This window comes from Morganella psychrotolerans (genome assembly GCF_965118875.1).
Classification (GTDB): domain Bacteria; phylum Pseudomonadota; class Gammaproteobacteria; order Enterobacterales; family Enterobacteriaceae; genus Morganella; species Morganella psychrotolerans_C.
On sequence record NZ_CBCPJD010000004.1, the window covers coordinates 150,968 to 165,500 of the forward strand.

9 protein-coding genes are annotated in these 14,533 nt (G+C 50.0%); 6 read left to right on the forward strand and 3 right to left on the reverse strand.

Translation table 11 applies throughout. From position 1 onward, the window contains the following. Positions 1 to 484: 484 nt before the first annotated feature. Together narL and narX are read right to left on the reverse strand one after the other, a co-directional pair. Positions 485 to 1,195: a two-component system response regulator NarL gene (gene narL / locus ACMHKJ_RS06050; protein WP_413492594.1), complete on the reverse strand. Its 711-nt coding sequence runs from the start codon at positions 1,193 to 1,195 to the stop codon at positions 485 to 487. A 2-nt stretch (positions 1,196 to 1,197) separates the two neighbouring features. Next, the gene (narX, locus tag ACMHKJ_RS06055; RefSeq protein WP_413492595.1) at positions 1,198 to 2,940 is read right to left on the reverse strand and encodes a nitrate/nitrite two-component system sensor histidine kinase NarX; all 1,743 of its coding nucleotides are present in this window, start codon (positions 2,938 to 2,940) and stop codon (positions 1,198 to 1,200) included. Between the two features lie 301 nt (positions 2,941 to 3,241). On the opposite strand from narX, the gene ACMHKJ_RS06060 reads away from it, so the two are divergent. The 5 genes from ACMHKJ_RS06060 to narI are packed head-to-tail and all read left to right on the forward strand — an operon-like array spanning position 3,242 to position 11,406. After that, positions 3,242 to 4,627 carry a NarK family nitrate/nitrite MFS transporter gene (locus tag ACMHKJ_RS06060; protein ID WP_413492596.1) on the forward strand — a complete coding sequence of 462 codons (1,386 nt, stop codon included), beginning with the start codon at positions 3,242 to 3,244 and terminating at the stop codon, positions 4,625 to 4,627. A gap of 56 nt (positions 4,628 to 4,683) precedes the next feature. Next, positions 4,684 to 8,448, forward strand: coding sequence for a nitrate reductase subunit alpha (locus ACMHKJ_RS06065; protein ID WP_413492597.1), 3,765 nt, complete (start codon positions 4,684 to 4,686; stop codon positions 8,446 to 8,448). After that, positions 8,445 to 10,001 (forward strand): nitrate reductase subunit beta, encoded by a 1,557-nt coding sequence (narH, locus tag ACMHKJ_RS06070; protein WP_413492598.1) that lies wholly within the window; start codon positions 8,445 to 8,447, stop codon positions 9,999 to 10,001. The genes ACMHKJ_RS06065 and narH overlap by 4 nt, the downstream gene beginning before the upstream one ends. Continuing rightward, a complete protein-coding gene (gene narJ, locus ACMHKJ_RS06075) occupies positions 9,998 to 10,732 on the forward strand; it encodes a nitrate reductase molybdenum cofactor assembly chaperone (RefSeq protein ID WP_413492599.1) in 735 nt (244 codons plus the stop codon). The genes narH and narJ overlap by 4 nt, the downstream gene beginning before the upstream one ends. Further along, complete coding sequence (gene narI / locus ACMHKJ_RS06080) at positions 10,729 to 11,406, forward strand: respiratory nitrate reductase subunit gamma (RefSeq protein ID WP_413492600.1); 678 nt, start codon at positions 10,729 to 10,731, stop codon at positions 11,404 to 11,406. The genes narJ and narI overlap by 4 nt, the downstream gene beginning before the upstream one ends. A 1,476-nt stretch (positions 11,407 to 12,882) precedes the next feature. Here narI and ACMHKJ_RS06085 read toward each other — a convergent pair. Next, the gene (locus ACMHKJ_RS06085) at positions 12,883 to 13,800 is read right to left on the reverse strand and encodes a LysR family transcriptional regulator (RefSeq protein ID WP_413492601.1); all 918 of its coding nucleotides are present in this window, start codon (positions 13,798 to 13,800) and stop codon (positions 12,883 to 12,885) included. 100 nt (positions 13,801 to 13,900) lie between these two features. Here ACMHKJ_RS06085 and ACMHKJ_RS06090 point away from each other — a divergent pair, with 100 nt between their 5' ends. After that, positions 13,901 to 14,533, forward strand: a complete 633-nt coding sequence (locus ACMHKJ_RS06090) for an alanyl-tRNA editing protein (RefSeq protein WP_413492602.1) — start codon at positions 13,901 to 13,903, stop codon at positions 14,531 to 14,533.

Below are 14,533 nucleotides of genomic sequence, written 5' to 3' on the forward strand. Positions count from 1 at the left end.
TTGTTCCTTTATATATGATATATCCACTGATAATAACAAAACTATGTGACAACAATAATATGCTGATTTTCTTAATCATTCACTACCAGATCACACGCTAAATTATTTGTTCTGTGGCAAGACGGCAAAGTGAATACACCCGAACACGGCCAAATCTTCCGCTAAATCATTTGTTCTGTGGCAAGGCGGCGAAGTGAATACACCCGAACACGGCCAAATCTTCCGCTAAATCATTTGTTCTGTGGCAAGGCGGCGAAGTGAATACACCCGAACACGGCCAAATCTTCCGCTAAATTATTTGTTCTGTGGCAAGGCGGCGAAGTGAATACACCCGAACACGGCCAAATCTTCCGCTAAATCATTTGTTCTGTGGCAAGGCGGCGAAGTGAATACATCCCCGGGAGCATACATCAGTATGTGACCGGGGTGGATGAACGAAGCCAACGCAGCCACAGGGCAAAGGATGACGCGGAAAAGCGGAAAGCTATTTCTGCTGCAACACCCACACCGCCGCTTCCACCCTCGACTTCACCTTCATTTTTTTCATCAGATTCTTCACATGCACTTTTACGGTGCTTTCGGTGATATCCAGCTTGCGGGCGATCATTTTATTCGGCTGTCCCTGCGCTATCAGCCTGAGAATATCGCGCTCACGCGGCGTCAGGCTGTTTATATCCGGCTCTCCTTCACTGCGCACTTCCCGCAGTGCGCCCGCCAGCACTTCTGTCAGTGCAGGGGAAACCACCATTTTTCCGGCTGCCGCCTGCCTGAGAGCCACCAGCAACTCCTCCGGCTCCATATCTTTGAGCAGATATCCATCCGCCCCGCGCCGCAGAGCAGTTATCAAATCTTCGCGGTAATTGGATACACTGAACACAACAATGCGCCCGGACAGGGATTTTTGCCGCAAAATATCCAGCGTTTCAAAGCCGTTCATGTCCGGCATATTCAGATCCAGCAGAATAAGATCCGGATCGAGTGTTTCAGCCAGCGCAATTCCGTCCCGCCCGTTCCCGGCTTCACCGGCAACCTTCAGTGACGGCTCCAGGCTGATAAGCTGTTTGACACCATTGCGCAGCATCGGATGATCATCAATCAGCAAAATAGTGGCGGGTGAAGAGACATCGCCCGGCTCATCGGGGTCACTCAATATTATCTCACCGGCAGAAAGGCGTGCCGCTGCATTATTATTCATGTTTACCTTGCTCCTGAATCAACTTCATTTATTTTTATAATTGTATTGCAGGGAAAGCTTATCATCACTTGTGTACCACCCTGCTCCCGGGGAGTTATCTGACACGTTCCCTGCAATGTTGCCGCACGTTCACGCATAATAGATAACCCGTAATGATTATTTTTTTCCGGATTTTCCGGGATACCTTCCCCGTTATCCTCCACGCAGATATAAATCATCTGCGCGTCAGACCAGCACTGCACCTGCGCCCGGGACGCGTTTGAATGCTGAAGAATATTACTTAATGCCTCGCGGACAATCTGCACCACATGAATCGTCTGATGTGCGGATACCTGCCGCCCTGAGAGCTGAAAATCAAATCCGATACTGAACCCTGTCCGCTGATTAAATTCTTCCAGTGTCGTCTGTAATGCCGCATATAATCCGGGTTCAGTCAGTTTCAGGCGGAATGTAGTCAGTAATTCACGCAACTGATGATACGCACCATTCACTTCCTGACGCATTTCTGTCAGTAACGTCTGACAATTTTCAGGGATCTGCGCCGAATGCATCTGTAAATAGCTTATCTGAATTTTCAGGCAGGATAATGACTGCGCGATAGAATCGTGAAGTTCGCGGGCAATCACAGAGCGTTCATCCATCAGGATCAACTGTTGCTGTTGTTCATGCTGATACGCCAGTGCAAATGCAGAAATAATCTGTTTACTCAGCATCTGCATCATATTTTGCTGTTCGCTGTCCAGCGCCTGTCCGGCCGGTAATAACAGCGTCAATACTCCGTAGCGGTTAATCGGCCCGCTCAGGTTCCACGTCAGTTGCTCCTGAGCCTGTACCGGAACATGCCCGCCATCACCAATGTCGGTATAACGTGCGGGATTATTATCCTCAAAAATCCGCAGACACAGCGAATCACCCGGTACGATTTGGTGTAATTCTTTCAAAATATCAGTAAGTTGCGCCGTGAGATCTGCCGTCTGGTTCAGGCGCTGGCTGGCGTTATATAAAAACGCCAGCGTCTGGTTTCTCTGCTGTAAATCCTGTGTTTTTGCCGCTACCCGCTCTTCCAGCTCGCTGTAAAGAGCGGAGAGCTCTCCGGCTGTGCGGTTCAGTGCCTTTCCGATCATCGTGATCTCATCACGGTGGTCATAATCCGAAAAGCGCAACTGAAAATTACCCTGCCCCATCGCATCAGCTTGTGCCATAAGACGCCGCCACGGATGCAAAATCCGGCGGCGGAAGTGGCGGACAGACAGCAAAAGCAGCATAACCATCAGTACAATAAAAACCAGTTGTATCGCCGCCACCAACCGGATAGTCGATTCCGTCTGCTGGTCAATCGCAGAAACCAACCCGTCAATTTTCTTCACAAATTCAGTTACCTGTGCCCGTGCTTCATCCGGCTGTTCCGCCGCTTCCAGCGCCGGGCGCAGTTTTTGCCGCCAGATTTGTTCGATCGTCAGAAATTGTTTATGAATAGGCGCAGCGCCGACAGCTTTCATTCCGGAAAGAATGGTTAAATCAGCTTCAAAATCATCCAGATACCCCTTCGATTCCGCTGTCAGCGGAATTTCAGACAAGAAACGGTAGCTCTGCATCCGTAATGTGCCGGATTTATTAATCGCATGGGCATTTCCCTGCACACTTTCCGTTATCTGATTCGTCAGCCCCATACCGATCACAGCAAAGACGGTCAGCAACACCATGCAGCCGGTGATTTGAGTAAGAATTGATGTGTGTTTCAACATACGGCTGACACTCCTGTGAATAGACCGGCGTATTTTCCCCGATTCTCCCGAAAAAATACCTACTACTAAAGTAGTAACCCTTAAAACCATGAGGTATCAGTATTCATAAACCACACTAACAGTAACGATATTAACTCATTGATTTTATATGTTATTACAATAAATAATGCATTACCTCTAAAGTAGAATGACGGTTTTACGCTTAAAAATCAATCGGTTCACCCTTTGATAAAGATCAGTATCCGCTATCAGTAATCCACGTAAAAACGCCTTTAATTTCAGCATAATTTTGAGCTGTGTTATGGCTCAGACATCCAAAGGCAAGGCTCCGGCGGGCGTCATTACTGACTGGCGTCCGGAAGATGAAAAATTCTGGGCAGAAAGCGGTCACGCGGTTGCGTCACGTAATCTGTGGATCTCCGTTCCCTGCCTGTTACTGGCATTCTGTGTGTGGATGTTATTCAGCGCCGTTGCCGTCAATCTCCCGAAAGTCGGCTTTAATTTTACCACTGATCAACTCTTTATGCTGACGGCGCTGCCTTCTGTTTCCGGCGCACTGTTACGCGTTCCTTACTCCTTTGTTATCCCTGTTTTCGGTGGTCGCCGCTGGACGGCATTCAGTACCCTTATCCTGATTGTGCCTTGTATATGGCTCGGTTTTGCTGTGCAGAACCCGTCAACGCCATATAGCATATTTGTTATTATTGCCCTGCTGTGCGGCTTCGCCGGGGCAAATTTCGCCTCAAGTATGGGGAACATCAGCTTCTTCTTTCCGAAAGCTAAACAGGGTGGCGCGCTGGGCATCAATGGTGGTCTGGGTAATCTCGGCGTCAGTGTGATGCAGTTAACCGCACCTTTTATTGTCACTTTCGGTATATTCAGTTTTATCGGCGGCAATGGTGTTACTCAGCCCGACGGTTCGGTTCTCTGGCTGCAAAATGCGGCGTGGATCTGGGTGCCGTTCCTGCTGCTGTTTACTATTGCAGCCTGGTCGGGCATGAATGACCTCTCCGCCAACAAAGCCTCACTGAGTGAGCAATTACCGGTTCTGAAACGCAAACATTTGTGGATACTGAGCTTTCTTTACCTCTCCACATTTGGTTCCTTTATCGGATTTTCAGCCGGGTTTGCCATGCTGTCCAAAACCCAGTTCCCGGATATCGTTATTCTGAAATTTGCCTTTTTCGGTCCGTTGCTGGGTGCGCTGGCGCGTCCGCTCGGCGGTTTCCTGTCCGATAAATTCGGCGGCATCCGCGTGACCTTTATCAATTTTATCGCCATGGCGACATTCACTTTCCTGCTGTTTTTCACCTTACCGGGCGCAAATGATACCGGCTCTTTTGCCGCGTTCTTCGGCGTATTTATGGTGCTGTTCTTCACCGCCGGTCTGGGCAGCGGCTCCACCTTCCAGATGATCGCCGTGGTGTTCCGCAAAATCACCACTGAGCGCGTCTTAGCGCAAGGCGGAACTGAGAAAGAAGCCCAGCGGGAAGCGGTGACAGAAAGTGCCGCCGCACTCGGTTTTATCTCCTCAATCGGGGCTATCGGCGGATTTTTTATTCCGAATGCCTTCGGTATTTCGCTGAACCTGACAGGGTCACCGGCGGGTGCAATGAAAGTGTTTGTTGTCTTTTATGTGGTCTGCATTCTGATCACATGGCTGGTTTACGGCCGTAAAAATAAATAACCCATTCTAATTATCAGAGCAATGTGAGCGCCCGGCGCTTATCGGGGGAACACCGAATGAGCAAGTTTTTAGACAGATTCCGTTATTTTAAGCAGCGCGGGGAAACCTTCTCCGGCGACCACGGACAAGAACTGAATGTTAACCGCGACTGGGAAGACAGTTACCGCAGCCGCTGGCAGCATGACAAAATTGTCCGTTCCACCCACGGCGTGAACTGTACCGGTTCATGCAGCTGGAAGATTTATGTGAAAAACGGGCTGGTGACGTGGGAAACGCAGCAGACTGACTACCCTCGCACCCGTCCTGATCTGCCGGATCATGAGCCGCGCGGCTGTCCGCGTGGTGCAAGCTACTCCTGGTATCTCTACAGCGCCAACCGCGTGAAATACCCGATGGTGCGCAAGCGCCTGATCAAACTGTGGCGCGAAGCCAAAGCTGAACATGCGGATCCGGTAGATGCATGGGCATCCATCATCAATGATGAAACCAAAGCAAAAAGCTACAAACAGGCGCGCGGACGCGGTGGATTTGTCCGTTCTGACTGGCAGGAAGTGAATGAAATGATTGCGGCGGCAAATATTACAACCGCTAAGCAATTTGGTCCTGACCGAATTATCGGCTTCTCGCCGATCCCTGCTATGTCGATGGTTTCCTATGCGTCCGGGGCGCGTTATCTGTCGCTTATCGGTGGTGCCTGCCTGAGTTTTTATGACTGGTATTGCGACTTACCCCCCGCGTCTCCGCAGACCTGGGGTGAGCAGACTGACGTTCCTGAATCCGCAGACTGGTATAACTCATCTTACCTTATCGCCTGGGGCTCTAACGTTCCGCAGACCAGAACACCGGATGCGCACTTCTTCACTGAAGTCCGCTATAAAGGCACCAAAACGGTCGCGATCACCCCTGATTATGCTGAAATTGCCAAACTGTGTGACCAGTGGCTGAACCCGAAACAAGGGACAGACAGTGCGATGGCGCTGGCAATGGGGCATGTGATCCTCAACGAATTCCACGCAAAACGTCAGACCGAATATTTCACGAATTACATCCGCACCTACACTGACTTACCGATGCTGGTGATGTTAGATCCGCGCACAGAAGGCGGTTATGTTCCGGGCCGCATGTTACGGGCTTCAGACCTGGTTGATTCCCTCGGCGAGAAAGAAAATGCTGAGTGGAAAACTATCGCGATTGATGAAACCAGCCGGCAACTTGTGGCACCGCAGGGCTCTATCGGCTTCCGCTGGGATAAATCCCGCAAATGGAACCTCGAGCCGCGTGACGCTAAAACCGGTGATGAAATCACCATGCAACTGAGCCTGCTGGAGAAACACGATGAAATCGCAGATGTCGCGTTCCCGTATTTCGGCGGCATCGAAAGTGAGTTTTTTGAAGGTGTGGCGCTGGATGAAATACTGATACACAAACTGCCGGTGAAAATTATCCGCCTGGCGGACGGCAGTGAAGCCCGCGTTGCCAGTATTTTTGATTTAACCCTCGCCAACTACGGCATCGACCGCGGTTTGAGTGATGTAAACTGCGCCACCGATTACAGTGAAATCAAAGCCTATACTCCGGCGTGGGCAGAAAAAGTAACCGGTGTCAGCCAGCACAATATCATCCGTATTGCCCGCGAGTTTGCGGATAACGCAGAGAAAACACACGGTCGCTCAATGGTGATTGTCGGTGCCGGGATCAACCACTGGTATCACATGGATATGACCTACCGGGGCATCATCAATATGCTGGTGTTCTGTGGTTGTGTCGGTCAGAGCGGCGGTGGCTGGTCCCACTATGTGGGTCAGGAAAAACTACGCCCGCAGACCGGCTGGCTGCCTCTGGCGTTTGGTCTGGACTGGTCACGTCCACCGCGCCATATGAACAGCACGTCTTTCTTCTACAACCACTCAAGCCAGTGGCGCTACGAAACTGTTCAGCCGCAGGAACTGCTGTCCCCGCTGGCAGATAAATCCCGTTTCAGCGGCAGTCTGCTGGATCTCAATATCCGCGCTGAGCGCATGGGCTGGCTGCCATCTGCACCGCAGCTGAACGTCAACCCACTGGAGATTGCCGCGCGTGCAAAAGACGCCGGACAAGATCCGCTGGCATACACTGTCGACAGTCTGAAAAACGGCAGTATCCGCTTTGCCGCTGAACAGCCGGACAACCCGCAGAACTTCCCGCGTAACCTGTTTATCTGGCGATCCAATCTGCTCGGCTCCGCCGGGAAAGGGCATGAGTATCTGCTGAAATACCTGCTCGGAACTGAAAACGGGATCTTGGGTAAAGACCTGGGTCAGCAGGGCAGTGTCAAACCGGAAGAGGCTGAATGGGTGGATGATGCCCCGCAGGGCAAAGTGGATCTGGTGGTCACACTCGATTTCCGCATGTCCAGCACCTGTCTGTTCTCTGATATCGTGTTGCCGACAGCGACCTGGTATGAAAAAGACGATCTGAATACCTCCGATATGCATCCGTTTATTCATCCGCTGACAGCCGCTGTTGATCCTGCCTGGGAGTCCAAAACAGACTGGGAAATCTATAAAGGGATCGCCAAATCTTTCTCTGAACTCTGTCCGGGGCATCTGGGCAAAGAGACAGATATTGTCACCCTGCCGATCCAGCATGACTCTGCCGCCGAAATGGCACAGCCGTTTGATGTGAAAGACTGGAAAAAAGGTGAATGTGACCTGATCCCGGGCAAAACTGCACCGCACCTGATTGCTGTAGAGCGTGATTATCCGGAAACCTACGCCCGTTTTACCTCTCTCGGTCCCCTGCTGGATAAACTCGGCAACGGCGGGAAAGGCATAAACTGGAATACGCAGGAAGAAATTGATTTTCTTAAAAAATTAAACCGTACCCGTACAGACGGAGTGGCAGAAGGTCGTCCGGCAATTGAAACCGCGATTGATGCCGCTGAAGTGGTTCTCACCCTGGCACCGGAAACCAACGGGCACGTCGCCGTCAAAGCCTGGGATGCACTGGGTAAAATCACCGGACGCGACCATACTCATCTTGCTATCCATAAAGAAGATGAAAAAATCCGCTTCCGCGATATCGTGGCGCAGCCGCGTAAAATTATCTCCAGCCCTATCTGGTCTGGTCTGGAAGATGAACACGTTTCCTATAACGCCTGTTATACCAACGTCCATGAAATGATCCCGTGGCGCACCCTGAGCGGACGCCAGCAGTTGTATCAGGATCATGAATGGATGCGTGCTTTCGGAGAATCGCTGGTGGTGTATCGTCCGCCGGTTGATACCCGCGCAGCACAGCCGTTGCTGGGCGCAAAACCAAACGGTCATCCGGAAAAAGCACTTAACTTCCTGACACCGCACCAGAAATGGGGCATTCACTCTACTTACAGTGATAACCAGCTGATGCTGACACTCGGCCGTGGCGGTCCTGTGGTGTGGCTGAGTGAAGAAGATGCACGCTCACTGGGAATTGAAGATAACGACTGGGTGGAAGCCTTCAACAGCAACGGTGCACTGACTGCCCGTGCGATAGTCAGCCAGCGTATTCCTGACGGCATGATTTTTATGTACCACGCCCAGGAGCGTCAGATTAACCTGCCCGGCTCTGAAGTCACCGGTATGCGTGGCGGGATCCATAACTCCGTCACACGCGTCTGCCCTAAACCGACGCATATGATCGGTGGCTATGGTCATCTCGCGTACAGCTTTAACTATTACGGCACTGTCGGCTCCAACCGCGACGAGTTTGTAGTCGTGCGCAAAATGAAAAACGTGGACTGGCTCGACGGTGAGCAAGATGGCTACCAACAGACCCTGAGCGGGCAGGAGAAAGCAAAATGAAAATCCGTTCCCAAGTCGGCATGGTATTGAACCTGGATAAATGTATTGGTTGCCATACCTGCTCTGTCACCTGTAAAAACGTCTGGTCAAGCCGCGAAGGGGTTGAATACGCGTGGTTTAATAACGTCGAAACCAAACCCGGTCTGGGCTATCCCCACAACTGGGAAGATCAGGACAAATGGAAAGGCGGCTGGGTAAAAAATATCCGTGGCAAGCTGGTTCCCCGCATGGGCGGTAAAGTCGGTGTGCTGGCGAAAATCTTTGCCAATCCGAATCAGCCTGAGCTGGATGACTATTACGAGCCGTTCACTTATGACTATGATCATCTGAAAAATGCACCGGAAGGCAATCTGCCAACCGCACGTCCGCGCTCCCTGATAACAGGTCAGCGCATGACAAAAATCGAAAACGGTCCGAACTGGGAAGATGATTTAGGCGGTGAATTCAGCCGCCGCAGTGCGGACAAAAACTTCGATAACATGCAGAAAGAGATGTACGGCCAGTTCGAGCAGACCTTTATGATGTATCTGCCGCGTCTGTGTGAACACTGTCTGAATCCTGCATGTGTCGCGACCTGCCCGAGCGGTGCGATTTATAAACGCGCCGAAGACGGAATAGTGCTTATCGACCAGGACAAGTGCCGCGGCTGGCGGATGTGTCTGACCGGTTGTCCGTACAAAAAAATCTACTTCAACTGGAAGAGCGGCAAATCGGAAAAATGTATTTTCTGCTACCCGCGCATTGAAGCCGGTCAGCCGACTGTCTGTTCGGAAACCTGTGTCGGGCGTATCCGTTACCTCGGCGTACTGCTCTATGATGCTGACAGGATTGAAGAAGCGGCAAGTGCGGATAACGAAAAAGATCTGTATGAGCGCCAGCTCGGGATCTTCCTCGACCCGAATGACCCGGACGTGATCCGCCAGGCGCAGGCCGACGGCATTCCGTTGAGTGTGATTGATGCAGCACAAAAATCGCCGGTCTACAAAATGGCGATGGAGTGGAAACTTGCCCTGCCACTGCACCCGGAATACCGCACATTGCCGATGGTCTGGTATGTGCCGCCTCTGTCACCGATTCAGTCTGTCAGCGATGCGGGCATGTTACCGCACAGCGGAATACTGCCGGATGTGGAGAGCCTGCGCATTCCTGTGCAGTATCTCGCTAACCTGCTGACCGCAGGCGATACCGCGCCGGTGCTGCTTGCACTGAAACGGATGCTGGCAATGCGTCATTACAAACGTGCTGAAACTGTGGATAAAACCCGTGATATCAGTGCATTGGAAGAGGTCGGGCTGACAGAAGCCCAGGCGCAGGAGATGTACCGCTACCTGGCTATCGCCAACTATGAAGACCGCTTTGTTATTCCGTCAAGCCACCGCGAACTCGCGCGGGAAGCCTTCCCGGAACGCAACGGTTGCGGATTCAGTTTCGGTGACGGCTGCCACGGCAGCGACACTAAATTTAATCTGTTTAACAGCCACCGTATCGATGCCATTGATATCACCCAAAAGACGCCTGAAGATGCGCCAATCTCAGAGAGGCATTCATCATGATCACACTGAAAATCATCGGATGCCTGCTGGATTATCCAAATGAGGCGTTATGGACGCACCGTGATGAACTGATCACGGAGATTGAACAGGCGCACGAGCTGCGCCTGACTCAGGCTGCCGCGCTGATGTATTTCACCGGTGAACTGACCGCAGAGTCCCTGCTCGACAGTCAGGCGCGTTACAGTGAACTGTTTGATCGCGGCAGAGCCACTTCTCTGCTGCTGTTTGAACATGTTTACGGCGAATCACGCGATCGTGGTCAGGCGATGGTCTCATTACTGGATCAATATGAAGAAGCCGGGATCACCCTGAGCAGCCGCGAATTGCCGGACTATCTGCCGGTTTATCTGGAATATCTCTCTGTGATGCCGCCGGAAAAAGCCATTCAGGGACTGAAAGATATCGCGCCGATCCTGGCACTTCTCGGGGAGCGTCTGCGCCAGCGGGAGAGCCATTACCATGAGCTGTTCAAACTTCTTCTGGAACTGGCCGACAGTGAACTGACACTTGAATCACTGAACCGTCAGGTCGCAGGAGAAGCCCGTGATGATACCCCGGCTGCACTCGATGCGGTCTGGGAAGAAGAACAGGTTACATTCCTGGCGGATAAAGGCTGTGATAACTCCGTGCTGACACAGCATCAGCGTCGTTTTTCACAAAGTGTCGCCCCGAATTATATTCAGGTCGGTGATGCCCCGGCGTCCCCTGCGGCGAAAGGAGTGAATCCATGAATTTCCTCAATACGTTTTTCTTTAATATTTACCCGTATATTGCAGGAACAGTTTTTATCATCGGCAGCTGGCTGCGCTATGACTATGGTCAGTACAGCTGGCGCGCGGGTTCCAGCCAGATGCTCAGTAAAAAAGGGATGCATCTGGCATCAAACCTGTTCCATTTCGGGATAATCGGGATCTTCTTCGGTCATTTTGTCGGAATGCTGACGCCGCACTGGATGTACGAACCCTTCATTACGGTGGGGCAAAAACAGATGCTGGCAATGGTCGCGGGCGGAGCCTGCGGTGTGATGACTCTGGTGGGTGGCGGTCTGCTGCTCAAGCGCCGTCTGACCAATCCACGTGTACGTGCAACATCCTCAGCCGGCGATATTCTTATCCTGTCACTGCTGGTCATTCAGGTGATCCTCGGACTGGCAACCATTCCGTTCTCCGCACAACACACTGACGGCAGCGAAATGATGAAACTGGTCGGCTGGGCGCAGGCTGTGGTGACGTTTCAGGGGGATGCCGCTGCACACTTAGAGGGCGTTGCCTTTATCTTCCGGATGCACCTGGTGCTCGGAATGACTCTGTTTATTCTGTTCCCGTTCTGCCGTCTGGTGCACATCTGGAGTGCGCCTGTTGAATATATTACGCGCCGCTATCAGTTAGTACGCAACCGCCATTAATGCAGCAACAATAAAGTAACGACAGTCTCATCCTTTAAATGCACAGTTTCGGGTGGCGTATGCCACCCTTTTTTTATTCACAACTAAAATTCAACATTTACAATATATCCGCACAGATAAAAACCATTGCTAAATCAATTAAGTAAGAAAATGCCAGCAGAAACACACTGTTTCTCTCCGGTTGTGATACTCATTATTGCTATTTTTTGCTGCTTTTTTGTTATTAAAATGATTTTGTAATCATTAAAAAATAGTTGAAATTAATGTTGACCGACATCACAAAAATGGTAAGATACCTCCATCGAAGCGACACACGCTTTAAACCTAATTCAAACGCAGGAGTTCATTATGAAAATGATTAAATCTTTCTTCTCAAATCTGACCCACGCTGCTGCTATCATTGCTAAATACAGCAAAGCATTCTGAGTAACAGATTTACGAAAAAAGCGCCTTTGAGGCGCTTTTTTTATGTCTGCAATTAGGTGTTCAACAAAAGTTGAGAATATCCCGGCTTGCTCAGTAAAAGATCCCCGTCGCACAGAGGAAATCTTACCTCACAACCAAAATTCAACATTTACAACATATTTGCACGCCTTAAAAAATACTGCTAAATCAATTCAGTAAAAACATGCCAGCAGAAACACACTGTTTCCCTCCGCTTATGATGCTCATTATTGCTATTTTTCGCTGCTTTTTTGTTATTAAAATGATTTTGTAATCATTAAAAAATAGTTGAAATTAATGTTGACCGACATCACAAAAATGGTAAGATACCTCCATCGAAGCGACACACGCTTTAAACCTAATTCAAACGCAGGAGTTCATTATGAAAATGATTAAATCTTTCTTCTCAAATCTGACCCACGCTGCTGCTATCATTGCTAAATACAGCAAAGCATTCTGAGTAACAGATTTACGAAAAAAGCGCCTTTGAGGCGCTTTTTTTATGTCTGCGATTAGGTGTTCAACAAAAGTTGAGAATACCCCGGCTTGCTCAGTAAAAGATCCCCGTCGCACAGAGGAAATCTTACCTCACAACCAAAATTCAACATTTACAACATATTTGCACGCCTTAAAAAATACTGCTAAATCAATTAAATAAAAACATACCAGCAGAAACACACTGTTTCCCTCCGCTTATGATGCTCATTATTGCTATTTTTCGCTGCTTTTTTGTTATTAAAATGATTTTGTAATCATTAAAAAATAGTTGAAATTAATGTTGACCGGAATCACAAAACTGGTAAGATACCTCCATCGAAGCGACACACGCTTTAAACCTAATTCAAACGCAGGAGTTCATTATGAAAAGCATCAAAGTTTTCTTTTCTCATCTGACCCAGGCTGCTGCTATCATTGCTAAATACAGCAAAGCATTCTGAGTGACAGATTCACGAAAAAAGCGCCTTTGAGGCGCTTTTTTTATGTCTGCGATTTATACCCTTATTCATAATTCATATTTATATGACTCACATTTCACGTAATGTTCCGCAATTTCTGAACCAGATAATCAATAAACACCATCATGTGCGGCGGCTGATAGCGCGACGGCGGATAAAGCAACCAGGCATCTCCACTGTAACGCGTTTTAAATGTCCAATCCGCCAGTACCTGAACCACCTCTCCCCTTTCCAGTGATTTACGGGCAGTAAATACCGGCAGCCCGCCAATACCAAGGTGTGATTTCACACCATCGAGCCGCACGCCACTGTGATTAGATGCATAACGCCCGTGTACATTCACAGACACCACTTTATTTCCCTGCTGAAAACGCCAGCGGGTATCTGTTGCCTCCTCACTCAGAAATAAACAACTGTGGTTTTTCAGCTCCTGCGGGTCAGACGGTACACCGTGCTCAGCAAGATATTGCGGTGTGGCACACAGGACATGGGTGACCGCAAAAAGTCGCTTGCCGATAAGCCCCGGCGGCGGCTCATTCGTGATGCGGATAGCAAGATCGATCTCTTCATCAATCAAATCCATATAGCGGTCTTCGAGGCGCAACATGACATTCACCCCGGGATTAGTATTAAGGAACTCATTGATAAGCGGATGCACCATAAAATATCCCAGTGCTTTCGGCGCACCCAGACGTACCAGCCCGGAGGGCGTTTCACTGAACTGCCCGCTGGCATTCATCACCGCACCCGCAGAATTCACCAGCGCCAGACAATGCTGATAAACCGCTTTACCACTTTCATTCAGGCGCAATTTCCGGGTTGTACGCTGTAACAGGCGGGTATTGAGCGCGCGTTCAAGACGGGAAACCGAGCGGCTGATAGCAGAAGGGGAGGCACCCAGTTGCCGGGCGGCTTCAGAAAAGCTGCCGGTCTCAACCACTTTGGCAAACACCGCCATTTCTTCGAGTAATGCGAGGGTTTCACTTGTGATCACAGGGAATAAATCCTTTGCATTTTTGCCGTATTATCATATTACAGAGTCTGCAATACAATGGATAATAATCAAACAGAATAATCACGGGACGCACATCATCATGACCGAAAAATGTTATCTGACCAGCACGGCCTTACAAGATACTGTCACTGTACTGGATTGCCATCCGGCTGAAGACGGGCGTTATGCGGTTATCCTGGATAAAACCCTGTTTCATCCACAGGGCGGCGGGCAACCGGGTGATACCGGAACGATTGGTGATGTAAATGTTATTCAGACGGCTTTTATGCCTGAGGGGATCATTCATTACACTGATGCCGCTGTTCCTGCCGGTGAAGCGGTGATTTGTGTGGATGCACAAAAGCGCCTGTTGCACTCACGGCTGCATACCGGCGGGCATCTGCTCTCTCATGTGATGGAAACCCTCGGCTGGAAACCAACCAAAGGTCATCACTGGCCGGATGAAGGACGGATCCAATATATTCCTGTCGGATCGCCGGTTATTATTGATTCAGAAGATGTTCGTCAGCGCTGTCAGCAACTGATCGACGCTGATCATAAATGTCACCATTATCAGGATGACGACGGGCTGTTTCAGATCCGCTTTGCGGACTTTGAACCTTACTCCTGCGGCGGTACACATGTGCAGTCACTCGGGGAAATCGGCTCTGTTATCCTTAAATCACAAAAGACCAAAAAAGGCGTTCTGTCCATTCAATACGACGTCGCCTGA